General features: G+C 34.8%; 15 protein-coding genes. 9 read left to right on the top strand and 6 right to left on the bottom strand.

The window, feature by feature from the left end; translation table 11 throughout:
* Positions 1 to 151: 151 nt before the first annotated feature.
* The 3 genes from LNP23_RS16955 to hxpB form a co-directional block, all read right to left on the bottom strand.
* Positions 152 to 1,696: a hypothetical protein gene (locus tag LNP23_RS16955; protein WP_230002084.1), complete on the bottom strand. Its 1,545-nt coding sequence runs from the start codon at positions 1,694 to 1,696 to the stop codon at positions 152 to 154.
* 442 nt (positions 1,697 to 2,138) lie between these two features.
* Complete coding sequence (locus tag LNP23_RS16950; RefSeq protein ID WP_230002083.1) at positions 2,139 to 2,876, bottom strand: hypothetical protein; 738 nt, start codon at positions 2,874 to 2,876, stop codon at positions 2,139 to 2,141.
* Between the two features lie 311 nt (positions 2,877 to 3,187).
* Entirely contained in the window at positions 3,188 to 3,862 is a 675-nt protein-coding gene (gene hxpB, locus LNP23_RS16945; protein WP_230002082.1) for a hexitol phosphatase HxpB, read from the bottom strand.
* A 288-nt stretch (positions 3,863 to 4,150) separates the two neighbouring features.
* On the opposite strand from hxpB, the gene LNP23_RS16940 reads away from it, so the two are divergent.
* The 7 genes from LNP23_RS16940 (at position 4,151) to LNP23_RS16910 (ending at position 12,125) form a co-directional block, all read left to right on the top strand.
* On the top strand, positions 4,151 to 5,008 hold the full coding sequence (locus LNP23_RS16940; protein WP_047777419.1) for a CvfB family protein: 858 nt from the start codon (positions 4,151 to 4,153) through the stop codon (positions 5,006 to 5,008).
* Between the two features lie 1,095 nt (positions 5,009 to 6,103).
* Positions 6,104 to 6,937 carry a 1,4-dihydroxy-2-naphthoyl-CoA synthase gene (locus tag LNP23_RS16935; RefSeq protein ID WP_035681238.1) on the top strand — a complete coding sequence of 278 codons (834 nt, stop codon included), beginning with the start codon at positions 6,104 to 6,106 and terminating at the stop codon, positions 6,935 to 6,937.
* A 109-nt stretch (positions 6,938 to 7,046) separates the two neighbouring features.
* A complete protein-coding gene (gene menA, locus LNP23_RS16930) occupies positions 7,047 to 8,009 on the top strand; it encodes a 1,4-dihydroxy-2-naphthoate octaprenyltransferase (protein ID WP_047777421.1) in 963 nt (320 codons plus the stop codon).
* Between the two features lie 28 nt (positions 8,010 to 8,037).
* Positions 8,038 to 8,715, top strand: coding sequence for a metal-dependent hydrolase (locus LNP23_RS16925; RefSeq protein WP_047777423.1), 678 nt, complete (start codon positions 8,038 to 8,040; stop codon positions 8,713 to 8,715).
* Between the two features lie 80 nt (positions 8,716 to 8,795).
* Complete coding sequence (locus LNP23_RS16920; RefSeq protein ID WP_230002081.1) at positions 8,796 to 9,320, top strand: DUF2199 domain-containing protein; 525 nt, start codon at positions 8,796 to 8,798, stop codon at positions 9,318 to 9,320.
* A 4-nt stretch (positions 9,321 to 9,324) separates the two neighbouring features.
* Positions 9,325 to 10,530 (top strand): tetratricopeptide repeat protein, encoded by a 1,206-nt coding sequence (locus tag LNP23_RS16915; RefSeq protein ID WP_428979178.1) that lies wholly within the window; start codon positions 9,325 to 9,327, stop codon positions 10,528 to 10,530.
* Positions 10,531 to 11,078: 548 nt separating this feature from the next.
* Complete coding sequence (locus LNP23_RS16910) at positions 11,079 to 12,125, top strand: o-succinylbenzoate synthase (RefSeq protein WP_230005165.1); 1,047 nt, start codon at positions 11,079 to 11,081, stop codon at positions 12,123 to 12,125.
* 46 nt (positions 12,126 to 12,171) lie between these two features.
* Here LNP23_RS16910 and LNP23_RS16905 read toward each other — a convergent pair whose 3' ends face one another.
* Positions 12,172 to 12,723 (bottom strand): hypothetical protein, encoded by a 552-nt coding sequence (locus LNP23_RS16905; protein ID WP_047777426.1) that lies wholly within the window; start codon positions 12,721 to 12,723, stop codon positions 12,172 to 12,174.
* Between the two features lie 19 nt (positions 12,724 to 12,742).
* Positions 12,743 to 13,648, bottom strand: a complete 906-nt coding sequence (locus LNP23_RS16900) for an OmpA family protein (RefSeq protein WP_230002079.1) — start codon at positions 13,646 to 13,648, stop codon at positions 12,743 to 12,745.
* A 199-nt stretch (positions 13,649 to 13,847) separates the two neighbouring features.
* On the opposite strand from LNP23_RS16900, the gene LNP23_RS16895 reads away from it, so the two are divergent.
* Positions 13,848 to 14,321, top strand: a complete 474-nt coding sequence (locus LNP23_RS16895; RefSeq protein WP_047777430.1) for a CYTH domain-containing protein — start codon at positions 13,848 to 13,850, stop codon at positions 14,319 to 14,321.
* Between the two features lie 7 nt (positions 14,322 to 14,328).
* Positions 14,329 to 15,297, top strand: a complete 969-nt coding sequence (locus LNP23_RS16890) for a YpdA family putative bacillithiol disulfide reductase (protein ID WP_230002078.1) — start codon at positions 14,329 to 14,331, stop codon at positions 15,295 to 15,297.
* 231 nt (positions 15,298 to 15,528) lie between these two features.
* Here the strand turns inward: LNP23_RS16890 and LNP23_RS16885 are convergent, their stop codons facing one another.
* A complete protein-coding gene (locus tag LNP23_RS16885) occupies positions 15,529 to 17,097 on the bottom strand; it encodes a protein adenylyltransferase SelO (RefSeq protein ID WP_230002077.1) in 1,569 nt (522 codons plus the stop codon).
* Positions 17,098 to 17,188 lie beyond the last annotated feature (91 nt).

The following is a 17,188-nucleotide window of genomic DNA, read 5'->3' as shown; positions in this document are numbered from 1 at the left end:
AAAGGATTAAATAATCTGTGCAAATCTTTTTAATCTGTGGCAAAAAAAACATTTCGTGATAATTCGTGAAATTCGTAGCAAAAGATCAAAAAAACTAACGGCCAAATTCATAATCGAATTTGGCCGTTGGTTTTAGTCAAAAATTAAACTTCTAATTATCACAAAAAGAACCTATTTGTTGCAAGTGTCTTTCTGTTTGGTATTTATTAAAGTTGTCCCATTTTGGTGGAGAACTTGTTTTTTGTCCGTACATCGCATCCAGACAAACATTGTTGTCTTTGTATTTATCATGTAAAACAGCAAGAATCTTAAAGAAAAATTCATCTAATAAGACAATAGCTTCAAATTCAGCTTTTAATGTATTGTAATTGCTGTCTGATGGATTTAATAGTTGTAATAAATCTAAAATTTCTTTCTTTTCCTCCTCATTGATCTCAGTCAAATAACCCATTTTCAAGGTTTTAAAGACTAAATTATTCCAAGCTTTACTGTCGTGACCCCACTGTACATCAGGCAGGTTTAAAGAATGCTCACAAATTAAAATAATAGAAAAAAGAACATCATCCAGGTATTTTGCCGGAAACTCGTCAAAACTTCTGAACTCAAAACCACTTTGATACATTTTTTCCTGATTAAAATCAAGCCCCACTTCAGAAAGCATTTCGTATTCCATTTCTGCTTCAATCTGATCACGCCACCAGATGTTTTCTTCCTTTTCAAACTTTAGCAGTTTTCTGAAATCATCCACATTAAAGGTTAGAATTTTACCTTTAGGCATCGATTTATTATAAGTTCCAACGCCTATGTAACGAGACATCGCATTTCTCATAGAACCTAAAGTGAACTTTTTATCCAAACCATATTTGTCACTTATTACCCCCATAATGTCAGGACTACCAAGTGTTGCTATAAAAAACGGCTCAAACCATTGTAATAAATAGATGGCATTACCATGTGTTTTTTCAAAATCAGTATAATCTGTAATCCTGCTGTCTTCTGTCAGGGTTGGCAAAGTAATATGAAAATGATACGTTCCATTATTAAACAAAACCAGGTTTTCCTGATTGGTCATAAACATGTTAAGACCGTTGTTATAATCCGGAAAATTTAGTTTTCCTTTTAAAACAGAAGACTCATTGATTTTATCGATAAACAACTTTTTAGTTGCTTTTAGTTCTTTGCAGGAATCAACCACAGTTCGATTTTCAAAATATTTAGTCACAAATTCAATAGAATCGCCATCAAAGTGAACAGAACCCATCGTTTTGTTTCTTTGGCTGATCATACTTTGAATGTTGTAAGGCTGCGCTTCAAGGAAAAGCTCCATAATTGATTTCCCAAGATAATCTGGATTCTCAAGAGGTTGAGCGGTAACGGCATCCGTTTCTTCTGCATCAGCAAGTGCTTTTACAGCCGATAATGTTTTGTGCTGATAGTTTATATCCAGTTTTTCCAGCGAATGACTGTTGATCATTCGGCTTACTTTATAATTTTCAGTTACACCAAAAGCTTTCTTTAGAACAGGAGTAAGGCTTTCCGGTTTATAACATTTTCTATAGTCAATACTGTATTTTTCAAAGCCAATCTTTTCTTGTATAAATTCACCAGTAACTATTAGGGATTCTTCAAATTGCATGTAGGTTTCGTTTTCTAATCCTATTCCCCAATAATATTTTTTTGTCTGATTGTCTTTCATTTATACTAATTGTCTTTTTTTATGGTTAATTATATTTTTAAAGCATTGTCTTTTATTCGGAAAATAAGATTCAAATCAATTTAAAATCAGGCACAAGAAGTCTTTTAACGGATTAAACACAGTTGTAATATCCATTAAAAAAGTTATGTTTTACTTTTAAAATTATAGAATTATATTTTTTAGTCTTAGAAATTTCACACCTGTATCGACTGAAAGACTGATAAAAAAGTAAAATTTTATAATGAGGTTATAAAATCACTACCGTTATTAATCACTTTTATATCAATAATTTAGACAGATGAATAGCATTATTGCAACTTTGGCTATTCTTATTTTTTCCAAGTTGCGAAAGTAGTTCTTTATTTTGTTATTTCCAAGCAGTTAACCCATTGATAATCAATAAATTTTTAGAGGTTTGTATAACGAAGTTGATTATTTTCGGCTAGGGGTGGTAATAAAGCACATAAGAGGAGTATAATTCATCGTTCCACCAATCTTTTCTAACCTCCGAAAAGTAGTTGTAATTTAGTTTTCCTGCCTGTGATTGTAGTGGATAAACGACTACGCCATTCTCACGATACGCTTTGTGCAGAGCGGTTTCAGGAACAACGGGAACAATATGCCCCGAAAGTCCTTTTTCTCTTCTTTTAGCGCAAATGATTCCAATTCCACCGTTGGCGTTTACTTTATTCTGAATTTCATCGACTGTAGCTATTTGCTCCCATCCAAAATCGCCACCCCATTCAGGGAACCAATCGTGTAGAGCACTGGAATAAATGCGATCAACAGTTTCTTCAAAAACCGCTTCAACATCCTGTCCCTGTTCTAATTTTTCCAGAGATTCGGCTGTCCACCAAACCGTTGGAAGATATACTTTACTAAAATAGCAATAATCATAAGAGTATACATTGCAGTAAGTATCTTCTTCTGTTCTTTGGTATCTAAGATTAGTTTCAACATCCAACTTATCAATTAATCGGATAATACTTTCTTTTTTGCTGGCAGTATCGGTCAGATCTCTAAAAAGTATGCTGGAATCGCTAATAGGTGTTTCCTTCATTTCCATAGAATCCAACTGAGATTCCGGATTAGGTAACAAATCTGCTTTTTTAATCTTTTTGTTCGATATTGTATTGGTATCCAAAGATATCGGTGCTATTGGTACGGTATTATTTTCCATCTTAACTGCTTATAATTGATCGGCCAAACGTTGCGAGATTTCATTATTCGGGCAACATTATTCGGTTGGCTAAAAAGTAAATATAATAATTTTAAACTTTATCAGGGTATTATAAGGAAATAAGGTGCCATAGGAGGTAAGATTAACATTTAACGCGTTGACGTAACTAGTTTTAACACATAGAGACATAGTTATAAAATTACGGAAGACTTGTGTTTCTCTCTATTAAATCACATTTAAAGCGAAACACTTTTTTTTAAGTTTCAAAAACTATGTCTCTATGTGTTAAAAAAATATTCCAACAGAAATGCTCATAAAAAACAATATAGTCTTTCTTTTTTCTGAAGTTCAAGATTAAAGTTTTCTATAATACAATCAGCAAGACTTGTGTCGACCCCGTTGGTCGTGTTGTTAGTAAAAGCCGCAACCCGCATACCGGCACTTTTTGCTGCTCTCATTCCGGAGTAAGAATCTTCGATTGCGATACAGTCGTTTGGAGCGACACCAAGTTTTCTCGAAGCAGTTAGGTATACCGCAGGATCCGGTTTTCCATTTTCTTCATCATCCGAAGAAGAAACAGAATCAAATAGCGGTGTTAGGTTTAGTTTTTCCAGTACAATTGGTATAATACTGTATGGCGAATTAGTGGCCAGACCAATCTTAAAACCTTCTAATCGGAGTGATTCAATATAGGTTTTTATGCCTGAAATACCCAAGCCTTCGTTTTTGATGAGCTCGGTTACTTTTTCTATCACCAGTTGTTCCGTCGTTTCGAGATTGGTATTTGTCCATGGAAATTTTGTATACCAGAATTTAGCAACCTCTGCAGTGGTCATTGTTCTTGTAATTTCAGCCATTTCTTTTGTTACCGTAACCCCCAGTGAAGAAAACACTTCAAATTCAGCCTTTTGCCAAAGAGGTTCGGAGTCGATTAAGACACCGTCCATGTCAAAAATCACTGCTTTTATTTTATGTTTTTCTGCCATTGTTTGGGAGATTATTTGAAAAAAAATAGAGGTATGTTACACCGTTTTTGGATAAAAGAATCTTAATAATACAGTTGAATTATGCAAAGAAATACCATAGAAATCTAAGTTTAGGCCTATTCATTCTTTACGTTAGAATAGCACAATAAAATTTTATCAAATATAGGTTTTTGATTTTTCGATACGGAAGTTCTTTTTTATAAAATATTTTTTCTGCTTACCATTTTCAAACTTCGTACATTTGCGGCTTAGAAACTTGGCTACTTATGAGCCCAGAACCTCAAGAATATGATTGAAATAGGAAAATACAATACACTTACCATACTACGTGATACCAAAGTTGGTTTATTTTTAGGGAATCCCGAAAAAGACCCGGAAGGAATTCACGATATATTATTACCAAATAAATACGTTCCCAATGAATTTGAAATAGGCGAAGAACTTATTGTCTTTGTTTATTTGGATCATGAACAACGCCCTGTTGCCACTACACTCGAGCCTTATATTTTATTGAATGAATTTTCTCTTCTAAGAGTAAACTACATCAATCAGGTAGGTGCTTTTATGGACTGGGGAATGGAAAAAGACATCTTGGTTCCGTTTAAAGAACAAGCCCGTCCGATGGAAAAAGGAAAACGATACTTGGTTTATCTTTATATGGATGAAAAAACAAATCGTTTGGTGGCTTCAAGCAAAACGAATCAGTTTTTAAACAATGATTCTTTAACGGTTGAAAATGGAGAAGAGGTTGATTTAATCGTTTCGCACATTACCGAAATCGGGATCAATGTGATTATCAATGAAAAACACAAAGGATTGTTGTATAAAGACGAAGTATACGATGATGCGATCAGAACAGGTGACAGAATGCGCGGTTTTATTAAAAATATCCGTCCTGACAATAAAATTGATGTAGCCTTGCAAGTGCAGGGATATCAAAGCATCGAACCTAATGCAGATAAGATTCTGGACGAATTGAGAGCCAATCGTGGTTTCTTGCGTCTGAATGATAATTCACATCCGGAAGATATTAAAACCGTATTAAAAATGAGTAAAAAAACCTTCAAAAAAGCTATTGGAGCTTTATACAAGGAGCAACTTATTGAAATTAAAGAAGACGGTATTTACCTGATAAAAGAGAGTTAAAACCTTACGTTTAAATTCCAAATAAAAAAATCCAAATCCCAATACTATTATAGGGGATTTGGATTTTTTTTGCTCTGAACGAATTGATTAAAAGACCTATTTCTTGCAACCCTGTCATTTCGACGAAGGAGAAATCACACGCGCAAATCACCAAAGATTGGCGATTTTCTAAGCGGAATTTCTGGCGTGATTTTTCCTTCGTTGTTTAGGCTGGTATGGCTAGAGAATGAAAAGTTATTTTTCAGATTTTAGAGAATAGTGATTAGAGGAATGTTATTTCTCGCAAAGACGCAGAGTCGCAAAGTTAAAAAATCAGGGAAAAAACTTGGGGACTCTGCGTCTTTGCGAGATTTTTACTTCTCCAAAAGTTTTGGATTTGATCAAATACTAGTAACAAGAAAGGCTACTCATTACAAGTAGCCTTTCTCTTTTTTATTCTAGTTTTAAAAAAAATTGTAATTAAAAAAAAACAGAAATAAAATAATTCGAATCCATTAAAAAAATAATAGCTTTAAAAATTTTAGAAATTACTTCTTTATATGGGTATGTCTTTAAACAATTGATACATTCATCTTAAAAGCAAAAAATCAAATTCACGGCTAAGCCATTGGTTGTATAGAATAACTTTTGGAAAGTATTTAATTAGTATTTTTTCCTCTTTTCGTATTCATTTTTGTACTAACACGGATACATTTCCAGCATTTAACCTTAGGTGTTACTATTTCCTCCTTGAAGTTTTAACAAATGCATAAATCATTTGCTCATTAATTATTGGTTTACTAATAAAAACCGTAAAAAAATGAGCGACAAATTTTTTAAATTTTCTCAAAAAAAGTCATTTTTTAGGTTAATAAATCAGTGAAAGAAAATCAATCAAATAACAACAAAATAAAATGTATCTTGCTGATTATAAGGGTGTAAAATTACTTATTTTTTTTTAAAACAAATGTTAAATAGTGTTATTTTTTGTAGGGAAATACCAATTGTTAACATTTGAAGCCGGTTTTAGTAAACACCAAAAACCAAATAGAGTAGGTAAAAATGTAAAAATGGTTTATTTTTACACTATAAATTATTAAAATTAAACAAATAGAAATGGATTGGATCACTGCCAGAGAATTTGAAGATATAACCTATAAAAAATGTAATGGAGTTGCAAGAATTGCTTTCAACAGACCAAATGTTAGAAATGCTTTTCGTCCAAAGACAACTTCAGAATTATACCAGGCTTTTTACGATGCACAAGAAGATACTTCGATTGGAGTAGTGTTACTTTCTGCAGAAGGACCTTCGACTAAAGACGGAGTGTATTCTTTTTGCAGCGGAGGAGATCAGAATGCTCGTGGACACCAAGGGTATGTAGGAGAAGACGGTCAACACCGTTTGAATATTCTTGAAGTGCAGCGCTTAATCCGTTTTATGCCAAAAGTGGTTATTGCTGTTGTTCCGGGATGGGCAGTGGGTGGCGGACATAGCTTACATGTTGTTTGCGATATGACTTTGGCAAGTAAAGAGCATGCTATTTTCAAACAAACCGATGCCGATGTAACGAGTTTTGACGGTGGTTACGGATCTGCGTATCTTGCTAAAATGGTAGGTCAGAAAAAAGCACGTGAAATCTTCTTTTTAGGACGTAATTATTCTGCTCAGGAAGCAATGGATATGGGGATGGTAAATGCTGTCATTCCACATGACGAACTGGAAGATACCGCTTATGAGTGGGCGCAGGAAATCCTTCAAAAATCACCGACTTCTATAAAAATGCTAAAGTTTGCGATGAATCTAACGGACGACGGAATGGTTGGACAACAGGTTTTTGCAGGAGAAGCAACGCGTTTGGCGTATATGACAGAAGAGGCAAAAGAAGGAAGAAATGCATTTTTAGAAAAAAGAAAACCAAATTTTGGAGAAAACAAGTGGTTGCCATAATAAATTTTAGATTTCTGATTTTAGATTGTAGATTTTTTTCGATCCATAATTTAAAATCAGAATACAATAATCTAAAATCTACACTCTAAAATCTAAAATAATAAAAAGAATGAAACATTGGATTGAAGCCGCAAGATTGCGCACGTTGCCATTATCAGTTTCGGGAATTATAGTTGGAAGTATTTACGCTTTATCCAACCCAACAGAAGCTATTAATACACCAACAGAAGTTTTTAGTTGGAAAATTTTAGGTTTTGCACTTCTAACAACGCTTGGTTTACAAGTTTTGTCCAATTTCGCAAACGATTATGGTGATGGAGTAAAGGGAACGGACAATGAAGACAGAGTAGGACCCAAAAGAGCGATTCAGAGTGGTGTGATCACCCCTCAGGAAATGAAAAAAGCGATAATAATCACGTCGATTTTGACTTTATTATCTGCGATTACCTTAATTTATTTTGCTTTCGGGGAGTCGAATTTTGGTTATTCTATCTTTTTTCTTTTGCTTGGAGTTGCCGCTATCGTTTCGGCCATTCGTTATACAGTAGGAAATTCAGCCTATGGATATAAAGGTTTCGGAGATGTATTTGTTTTTGTCTTTTTCGGATTAGTAAGTACATTGGGCGTTAACTTTTTATATTCTAAAGAAGTTGATCCGCTTTTGATTCTGCCGGCTATTTCAATTGGTTTATTGAGTGTTGGAGTGTTAAACCTGAACAATATGCGTGACGAAGAATCAGATCGTAAATCGGGTAAAAACACGATTGTAGTTCAAATGGGAGGCAAAAAGGCAAAAAAATACCATTTTGCATTGATTGTTACAGCAATGATTTTAGTAGTTGTTTTTGCTATTCTAAGCGATTATAATTTTGATCAGTACCTGTTTTTATTGGCATATATCCCCTTAACAAAACATTTGATTACGGTTGCTAAAAATCAAGAACCTAAATTATTAGATCCGGAGTTAAAGAAATTAGCCTTGAGTACCTTTCTTCTTTCTTTGTTGTTAACAGTATGTATGATTTCTTTAATCTCAGACATTATTGTTAATCTTTTCTTAGGCGGAAGATAAAAGAAGTTCAACTTAAATTTTTATAAAAATGAAAATTACTTTTTACGGACACGCATCATTAGGAATTGAAGTTGGAGGGAAACACATTATTGTTGACCCTTATATAACAGCGAATCCGCAAGCTTCTGATATTGATATAAACACATTAAAAGCAGATTATATATTGCTGACCCATGCACATGGGGATCACGTTTTAGATGTTGAAGCTATTGCAAAGCGAACCAATGCCGTTATCGTTTCTAATGCGGAGATTGCAAATTATTATACCAAATTAGGTTTCACTGCTCACCCGATGAACCATGGCGGAAGCTGGAAGTTTGATTTCGGAAAAGTGAAATATGTAAATGCGATTCACTCAAGCTCTTTCCCAGACGGAAGTTACGGTGGAAATCCCGGAGGTTTTGTAATTGAAGGAGAGCATAAAAACATCTATATCGCTGGAGACACAGCGCTTACAATGGATATGAAATTAATCCCGCTGCGAACTAAATTGGACTTAGCGATACTTCCAATCGGAAATAATTTCACAATGGATGTCGAAGATGCTATTATCGCCTCAGATTTTGTAGAATGTGATAAAATCCTCGGGTACCATTTTGATACATTTGGTTATATCGAAATTGATCACGAAGAGTCTATTCGTCAATTTTTTGACAAAGGCAAAGATTTAATGCTGCTTGAAATCGGAGAATCAATCGAATTGTAAAATTAAAATGCTACTCGTATTAGCGATTTTTTCGAAGAATTAGAAATCAAATTGAAGCGTTTATTCAATTAAAATAATAAATGGATAGTACAAAATTTATTTGTGAATGTTGCGGAGAGCAGCATGAGGGCTGGCCGGCACTAACGTATATTTCACCTGATGCTTATTCCCGTCTTTCTGAGGTTGACAAGGAAGAAATAGCGGTGATTGATGAAGACTTTTGCGTCATTAAATCTCCGGATCATGTAGGGAGATTTATACGTTGTGTATTATTTCAGAAAGTAAATGATCATTGTGAAGATCTGGAGTATGGATTTTGGGTTTCTTTGAGTGAGAAAAGTTTTCAGGACTATCTTGATAATTTTGACAATGAAGAGCATGAAACAGAATATTTCGGATGGTTAAACAACGCTTTGCAAGACTATACTTTTTCAGAAAGTGTTCCAACAACGGTAGTCACTCAGAAAGGGAACTGCCGACCGGTAATTTTTCCACATAAGGATTACGATCACCCCTTTGTTAAAGATTTTTACGAAGGAATTACAAAAGCGGAGGCCGAAACGCGAATTCAGAATATGATTAATACCAGTGAGCAAAATGCTTAAAATGATGACTAAAAATATAATACTGCTTTTCGTTTCTGTTTGCTCTTTTTGCAATATTTACGCTCAAAAAGACGGCTATTGGGATAAAGAGCGTGCAACTACAAAAGAATTTTTGGTTTCTGCCGGTGACCGAATGACGGTAAACACCGAAGATTTTCCTGTCGGTACAACTGAGATTGTTTATAGAATAACGCTTTTAGACAAAAATCAGGAAATGGCAAGTAGTTTAGTTTCTGTGCTAAAAGCGATACCGGATCCTTACGGAATAGGGCAGGGTTCAGCAGGAGCTGTTTTCTTGATGTCAAAAATTTCAGGAGATGATCAATGTACTTATTCGATTTTCACTTCGAGCGAAAAAGCAAAGAAGTATGTAAGCGATGGGAAAACCGACGCAGCCTGTTTTGCTCAGGTCGAACCGGTTAGCAAAGATGCAAAACGCCTGTCTTTGGACAAATCTTCCTGTTTAAAAGAAAATACGACTACAATCTGGTTTGGTTTTGAAAGTAAAAATTGGATTTTAAGTCAAAAAATCGTTTTAGAAGTCGTGCCTTGGGTAGATACAAAGCTCAATCGTGGCTGGAATCAAGATAATAAAAATGAAATTATCAGTTTGTGTAAAACATCGACAATGGCTCAGAAAATGGCCAATTCGGATGATTTTTGTGTTTGCATACTGAATAAAATAATGAAGCAATATCGTTATGCCGAGTTTCAAAAGTTATTACCAATTGAAAGAACCAAAGTATACAAAGACTTTGGAGCGGCCTGTTACAATGATGCAGGAATCTCTAAAAATGTTTATAGTGATTTGCACAAACAGATTGCCACTTTAATCAAACAACAGAAGTACAACGAAGCCATTCCGAAATTGAATGGCATAATCAACGATGGAAAAGCAACCGCATTAGATTATGCTTCTATTGGCTATTGCTACATTTTGACCAAACAATACGCAAAAGCAATTAAGTTCCTGAAGGAGGGCGAAAAGTTAGACGACACAGAGTTAGCGGTAAAACTGAATCTGGCACACGTATACCTTTTAAGCGACGATTACAGTTCAGCTAAGTCTATCTACAAAAAATATCAAAATCAGAACGTAACAGACAGCTTAAGCTGGACAGATAAAACAAAGCTGGATTTTACAACCTTCCAGAAAGCAGGTATTAAATCAGAAGATTACGAAAGAGTTTTAAAGCTTTTGACCAATTAAATTTCACCATATAAGTGATGTAAGAAAATATAAGTTTGTTTTTCCGCCAACAATTAAATGAACTTACATGACTTACATGGTTAAAAAACACAAAGCTTTTGACTAATTAAAATTTCACCATATAAGTGATGTAAGAAAATATAAGTTTGTTTTTCCGCCAACAATTAAATGAACTTACATGACTTACATGGTTAAAAAACACAAAGCTTTTGACTAATTAAAATTTTACCATATAAGTGATATAAGAAAATATAAGTTAGTTTTTCCGCCAACAATTAAATGAACTTATATGACTTACATGGTTTAAAAAATACAAAGCGTTTAGCCAATTAAAATTTCACCATATAAGTGATATAAGAAAATATAAGTTAGTTTTTCCGCCAACAATTAAATGAGCTTATATGACTTACATGGTTTAAAAAACACAAAGCATTTAGCCAATTAAATTTCACCATATAAGTGATATAAGAAAATATAAGTTTGCTTTTCCGCCAACAATTAAATGAACTTACATCACTTATATGGTTCAAAAAAACACACACAGTATATTGAAAGCCACTTACCACAAATACATGCTAGAGTTTAAGCGCCCGTCTGGAACCTCAAGAGGCATTATGACAGAAAAAGAAACCTGGTTTATTGTTTTGGAAGAAAACGGTAAAAAAGGAATCGGGGAGTGCGGAATCTTAAGAGGTTTAAGCGCAGATGATCGGGACGATTATGAAGAAAAACTAAGCTGGGCTTGCGAGAACATTCATTTAGGTGAAACGAAACTTTGGGAAGCCCTATTGGAGTTTCCTTCCATACAATTTGGAATTGAAATGGCTTTTTTGTCCCTTAAAAGTGATAATCCATACATACTGTTTCCTTCCGATTTTACTAATCATAAAAAGTCAATTTCAATAAATGGTTTGGTATGGATGGGAGAACCGTCTTTTATGAAACAGCAGATAGAAGAAAAGCTGGCCGATGGTTTTAATTGCATAAAACTCAAAATCGGAGCGATTGATTTTGATAAAGAATTAGAGTTGTTACAGTTCATTCGAAGTCATTTTTCTGTGGAACAAATCGAAATTAGAGTAGATGCCAATGGTGCTTTTGGATTAAGTGAAGCTTTAGATAAACTAAATCAACTAAATAAATTTCAGTTACATAGTATTGAGCAACCTATTAAGAAAGGAAATGTAAAGGCAATGGCTGATTTATGTAAGGTAACACCATTTCCAATTGCACTGGATGAAGAGTTAATCGGAGTATTTTCAATAGAAGAGAAAGAAAAACTGATCCAAAAAATCCAACCACAATATATTATTCTTAAGCCTAGTTTTGTTGGAGGTTTTAGAGGAACACAAGAGTGGATTACGTTGGCCGAACGATACAATATTGGGTGGTGGATTACATCTGCATTAGAAAGCAACATCGGACTGAATGCAATCTCACAATGGACGTTTTTGCAAAACTCAAAAATGCCACAAGGCCTAGGAACCGGCGCACTATACACCAATAATTTTGATTGTCCATTAGAAGTTTTAGAAGGGCAATTGTGGTATAATAAAGACAAGGACTGGTCATCTGAATTTTTCGATAAAGCATAAAAAAACTGGCCGGAAGCCAGTTTTTAAGGTTATATAAATTGTGGTTTTATTCTTTTCCTCCAATATGACTGTCTTGCCAGTCTTTTAATTCCTGCCATTTTCCCTGGTAGGCAAGTAGCGCTTGTTTCGCCCAGCTACCCGGATTATGTATTGCATAATTTTCACCTGCGGCATCCAAAATAGATTGCAATTTTTCGGTTGTTGTTGCCGATAATTCCTGCCAGGTTTTGATTCCGGCATTATTAAACAAGGTTTCAATTTTTGGTCCAATTCCTTCTACAACTTTAAGATCGTTCTCCTTTACTTTTTTGCCAAAAACGGTTGCAGCGAGCTCATTGTCAAATAACAACAACGGAGCGGCTGTAGCAGCAAAGGATTGCGCTGTACTGTTAATAGTTGGTTTAGCAGCCAAATCAGCTTCTAAAGTAGCGATACGGGCATTCAGATTCTTGGTATTCGCTTTGCAGGCATCCAAATCAGCTTGTAAAGACAATGCTAGTGAATCATCATTTTTTGAGTTCATTCTTCCTAGTAAGTAACCTAAAATTCCACAGATTAATCCAACTAGCGCAGGTATTAAGATACAAGGTATATTCATGATCGTATATTTTGATTAATTATTTTATTGTAATTACAGTTCTTCTGTTAGATGCCTTACCTTCTCGGGTACCGTTATCGCCAATTGGTTCATCAGGTCCTTTTGATTCCGTTTCGATTTGCGCACCAATACCATTTTTAGACAGATAGTTTTTAGTGAACTCAGCTCTTTTTTGCCCCAAAGCAACATTCGAATCACGATTTCCCACATTGTCCGAATGACCAACAATTAAAACCACAGCGGCTTTATCATGTGCTGTATATTTGGCAATATCTGCTACTTTTTGCTTTTCATCTGCACCTAGTATATTACGAGATTTACTGGTACTAAAATACAGCGTTAAAGGATCAGTATTGATTTTTTCTTTCAAAAGGCTCCACTCGTCAGTAGCGACCGTAGTGGTGTCTGCAACTTCAAATTTATAGGAGACCGGACCAAAAAGAGTATCTGAATTGGTTTGCCATTTGTCCACAATTTCACCTTTGGTATCCAATTGAGAGCCTGTTAAGCCTTTCGTTACAAAGTAATTTTTGACATCATTTGCCCTGGCTACTCCAAGATTTTCAAATTTAGTGGTATTGGTTTCGTCACTTGTGGCATAACCGGTAATGGTTATTTTTTGCTTTGGATTTGAAGTTAAAAACGCTTTTAGTTTTTCAATTCCAATATTTACAGAATCGCCAATGGGGACCAGTACTGAAGCATTGTTTTTAAGGAATTTGATGTTATCAGTCGTGTGATAATCAATTCCCGAGCCATTTAGAACAAAGGGGACAAGAGAGGCCTCCGGAGTCGTTACAATTGGTTTTTCGATAGGATCAATTGTTTCGGGTTTCGTACAATTGCAACAAAATTTCAAGTACAAAAAAGTACCCAAAATAATGGTTATTGCAATGCCTAATAGATAAAGTGCTTTTTTAGACATAAGTATGAAGTTAAGATTCTATCAAATTTAACCAAAAAAATAATACGTAAAGCATTAATAATCAGTTATTTTAATGTTTTGTTTTTGATTGCGAGGGAGTTAGGATAAAAATGATATAAGGTAAGGAGTTTGTGATTTGTCAATTTTACTACTGAATTAAATTAAGTAACTTGCATTGAAATTTAATTGAAATATTAAAATGATTGAAATCGAAAGAAAGTTTCTTGTAAAATCGGATGATTTTAAAGAACAGGCTTTTACTCAAAATAAAATTGCTCAGGGATACTTAAGTTCAATCCCGGAAAGAACAGTTCGCGTTAGGATTAAAGGTCAAAGGGGATTTATTACCATTAAAGGGATTGGTCATCAAGGCGGAATGTCCCGTTTTGAATGGGAAAATGAAATTCCAATTGATGAAGCAGAGGAGTTACTCAAACTTTGTGAAAAAGGCAAAATTGAGAAAACCCGCTTTGAAATAAAAGCGGGAGATCATGTTTTTGAAGTGGATGAATTTTATGGTGATAATGAAGGTTTGGTAATGGCCGAAATTGAATTACAATCAGAGACAGACTCTTTTGAAAAACCGGAATGGCTGGGTGAGGAAGTGACTAATGATCCAAGATATTATAACGCGTATCTGAGTAAAAACCCTTTTAAAACTTGGGAAAAGTAATTGCTTTATGACAGAACAATACGATTTGATCATTGTGGGAGGCGGTCCGATTGGTCTGGCCTGTGCTATAGAAGCCCAGAAGAAGAATTTGAGTTATTTAATCATTGAAAAAGGAGCAATTGTAAATAGTATTTTTAACTATCCTTTGTACATGACTTTTTTTTCGACAGCAGAAAGGTTGGAAATAGGGGGTATTCCATTTAACTGTCTGCCACCAAAACCGGGTCGTCAGGAGGCTTTGGAATACTATCGAAATATTCACCGCTATTTTAATTTTTCAATTCATTTATTTGAAAGAGTTACTGAAATAATAAAAGAGGGTGTTGAATCATTTAAAGTTAGCACAGATAAAAAAGTATATCAATCAAAAAACGTCATTATTGCAACCGGATTTTATGACATTCCGATTAAAATGGAGGTAAAAGGGGAAGAGTTGCCCAAAGTTCGTCATTATTATAAAGAGGCACATGAATATGCTTTTAGAAATATTCTAGTAGTCGGTGCGAATAACTCTTCTGTTGATGCGGCTTTGGAATGTTGGAGAAAAGGAGCCAATGTAACAATGGTAATTCGTAAAAACGAGATCAACAATCGCGTGAAATATTGGGCAAAACCTGATATCGAAAACCGTATCAGCGAAGGAAGTATTAAAGCTTGTTTTGAATCGAATATTACCGAAATTAAAGAGAATACGGTTGAAATTGAAACTCCAAACGGAAAAGTAACTATCGAAAATGATTTTGTTTTAGCGTTAACGGGTTACAAACCGGATTTGGCTTTTTTGCGAAATGCAGGCATTCAACTGTCAGAAGATGCATTAAAAACACCAACTTACAATCCGGAAACAATGGAAACAAATGTAAAAGGATTGTTTCTGGCCGGAGTGGTTTGTGGAGGGATGCATACACACAAATGGTTTATTGAGAATTCCAGAGTTCATGCCAATCTGATAATTGATTCTATTACTGCGAAGTAAAAAAGGAGTTAAACACGAATTTCACGAATTGGCACGAATTAATTAGTTTAAGCTGTGAGATTCTTGATGAAAAAAAATAGCCACGGATTAAAAGGATTTCAAAGATTAATCATTGGAATCTTTTTAATCTGTGGCAGAAGAAGGTTTGACACGAATTACACTAATTTCCACTAATCAAGGTTGAATAAAAAAGAAATTAGTTTAATTGGTGAAATTCGTGGCGAAAAAAAATTAAGAACTACAAGAAAGCATAGAGCAACCTACTTTAGAACGAGCCCAATCCGGTCTTTTGGCAAACCATTTCTCCATTTCCGGTTGTTCGTCATATGGTTTTTGAAGTAGGGTATATAATTCATCAACCAATGAAAAATCGCCTTTGTCTGCTGCGTCAATACTTAGTTGCGCCATATAATTTCGCAATACATATTTCGGATTGATACGATTCATTTTTGTGGCGCGATCTTCATCTGAAAGGACTTCTGTCGCTAATCTTTTTAGATATAACGAAAACCAGATCGTCCAATTTTCTAAGATAGTATTGGTGATTTCTTCCGGAATATAGAAGGCATCTTTAATTTTTGCAATTGTATTTTCAATCGAATCTTCTTTTTTTATGAGACTTAAATTTCTAAAAAAGATCGTCATATCCGTTTCAGATAACTGTAAAGTTGCTTCTAAATTAGCAATTAATTCACTATCAGTTTCGGTTGAAGTAAACAATCCTAGTTTACTTAAAAACATTGTTTTGTAATCGGAATCAAACTCGTTTATAAAAGACTCCAAAATATCTTCTAAAGGCTTGGCTTCGTTGATTAACGGATAAAGCGCATTAGCCAATTGATACAAATTCCATTGCGCAATTTGCGGTTGGTTACCAAAACGGTATCTTCTGTATTGACTGTCTGTTGTATTTGGTGTCCAATTGGGATCGTAATTTTCCAACCAGCCATACGGACCATAGTCAATGGTGATTCCGTGGATAGACATATTATCGGTATTCATTACACCATGTACAAAACCAACTCTTTGCCAATGCAAAATCATTTCACGTGTGGTGTCGGCTACTTTTTGGAAAAACTGTACATATTGTTCTTTTGGGTCTCCTTTAATTTCGGGGAAGTAATATTTGATCGTATATTCTACAAATTGTTTCAGGTTTTTCAATTCATTGCGAGAAGTAAGCAATTCAAAACTTCCAAAGCGAATGAAAGACGGAGCAACGCGACAAACAATAGCTCCTTTTTCGAAAGCAGGATTTCCATTGTATAAAATATCGCGCAAAACTTCATCACCCGATAACATTAAAGAAAGTGATCGGGTAGTAGGAACACCTAGATAATACATAGCTTCGGCACACAGATATTCTCTGATGGAGGAGCGCAAAACCGCCAGACCATCAGCAGTTCGGGAGTAAGGAGTTTTTCCTGCTCCTTTTAGCTGAAGCGTAAAAAATGAATTATCATGTTCTACTTCTGTTAAGTTTATAGCACGACCATCACCCAATTGCCCGGCCCAATTCCCAAATTGGTGCCCTGCATACGCCATTGCGTAAGGACGTGTTTCAGGAAGAATTTCTTTTCCTGAGAATGCGTTTAGAAAGGATTCTGATTGAATTTCGTCTTCAGAAATTCCAACCAATTCAGCTACAGATTTTGAAGCATGAATCAGTTGTGGATTTGATGGTTTTGTTGGATTTACATAGGAAAAAAGCGCATTAGCAACCTGACGGACTTCATTTGTCTCGTTAGGATCTGCAGGTAATTCTGCTGTAAATCGGTTGTTTATTTTTAAATTTTTCATTTCGTATTATCTTTCTTTTTTTTTCACCGCGTAAAAGATTATTTGGATTTTCAACAGAGAGAAAATAATTTTTACCGGCGTAATCTGGTGG

Origin of the sequence: Flavobacterium cupriresistens (assembly GCF_020911925.1) — a bacterium.
Classification (GTDB): Bacteria; Bacteroidota; Bacteroidia; order Flavobacteriales; family Flavobacteriaceae; genus Flavobacterium; species Flavobacterium cupriresistens.
The sequence above is the reverse complement of the archived record's forward strand: the minus strand, read 5'-3'. Positions and strand labels throughout refer to the sequence as shown.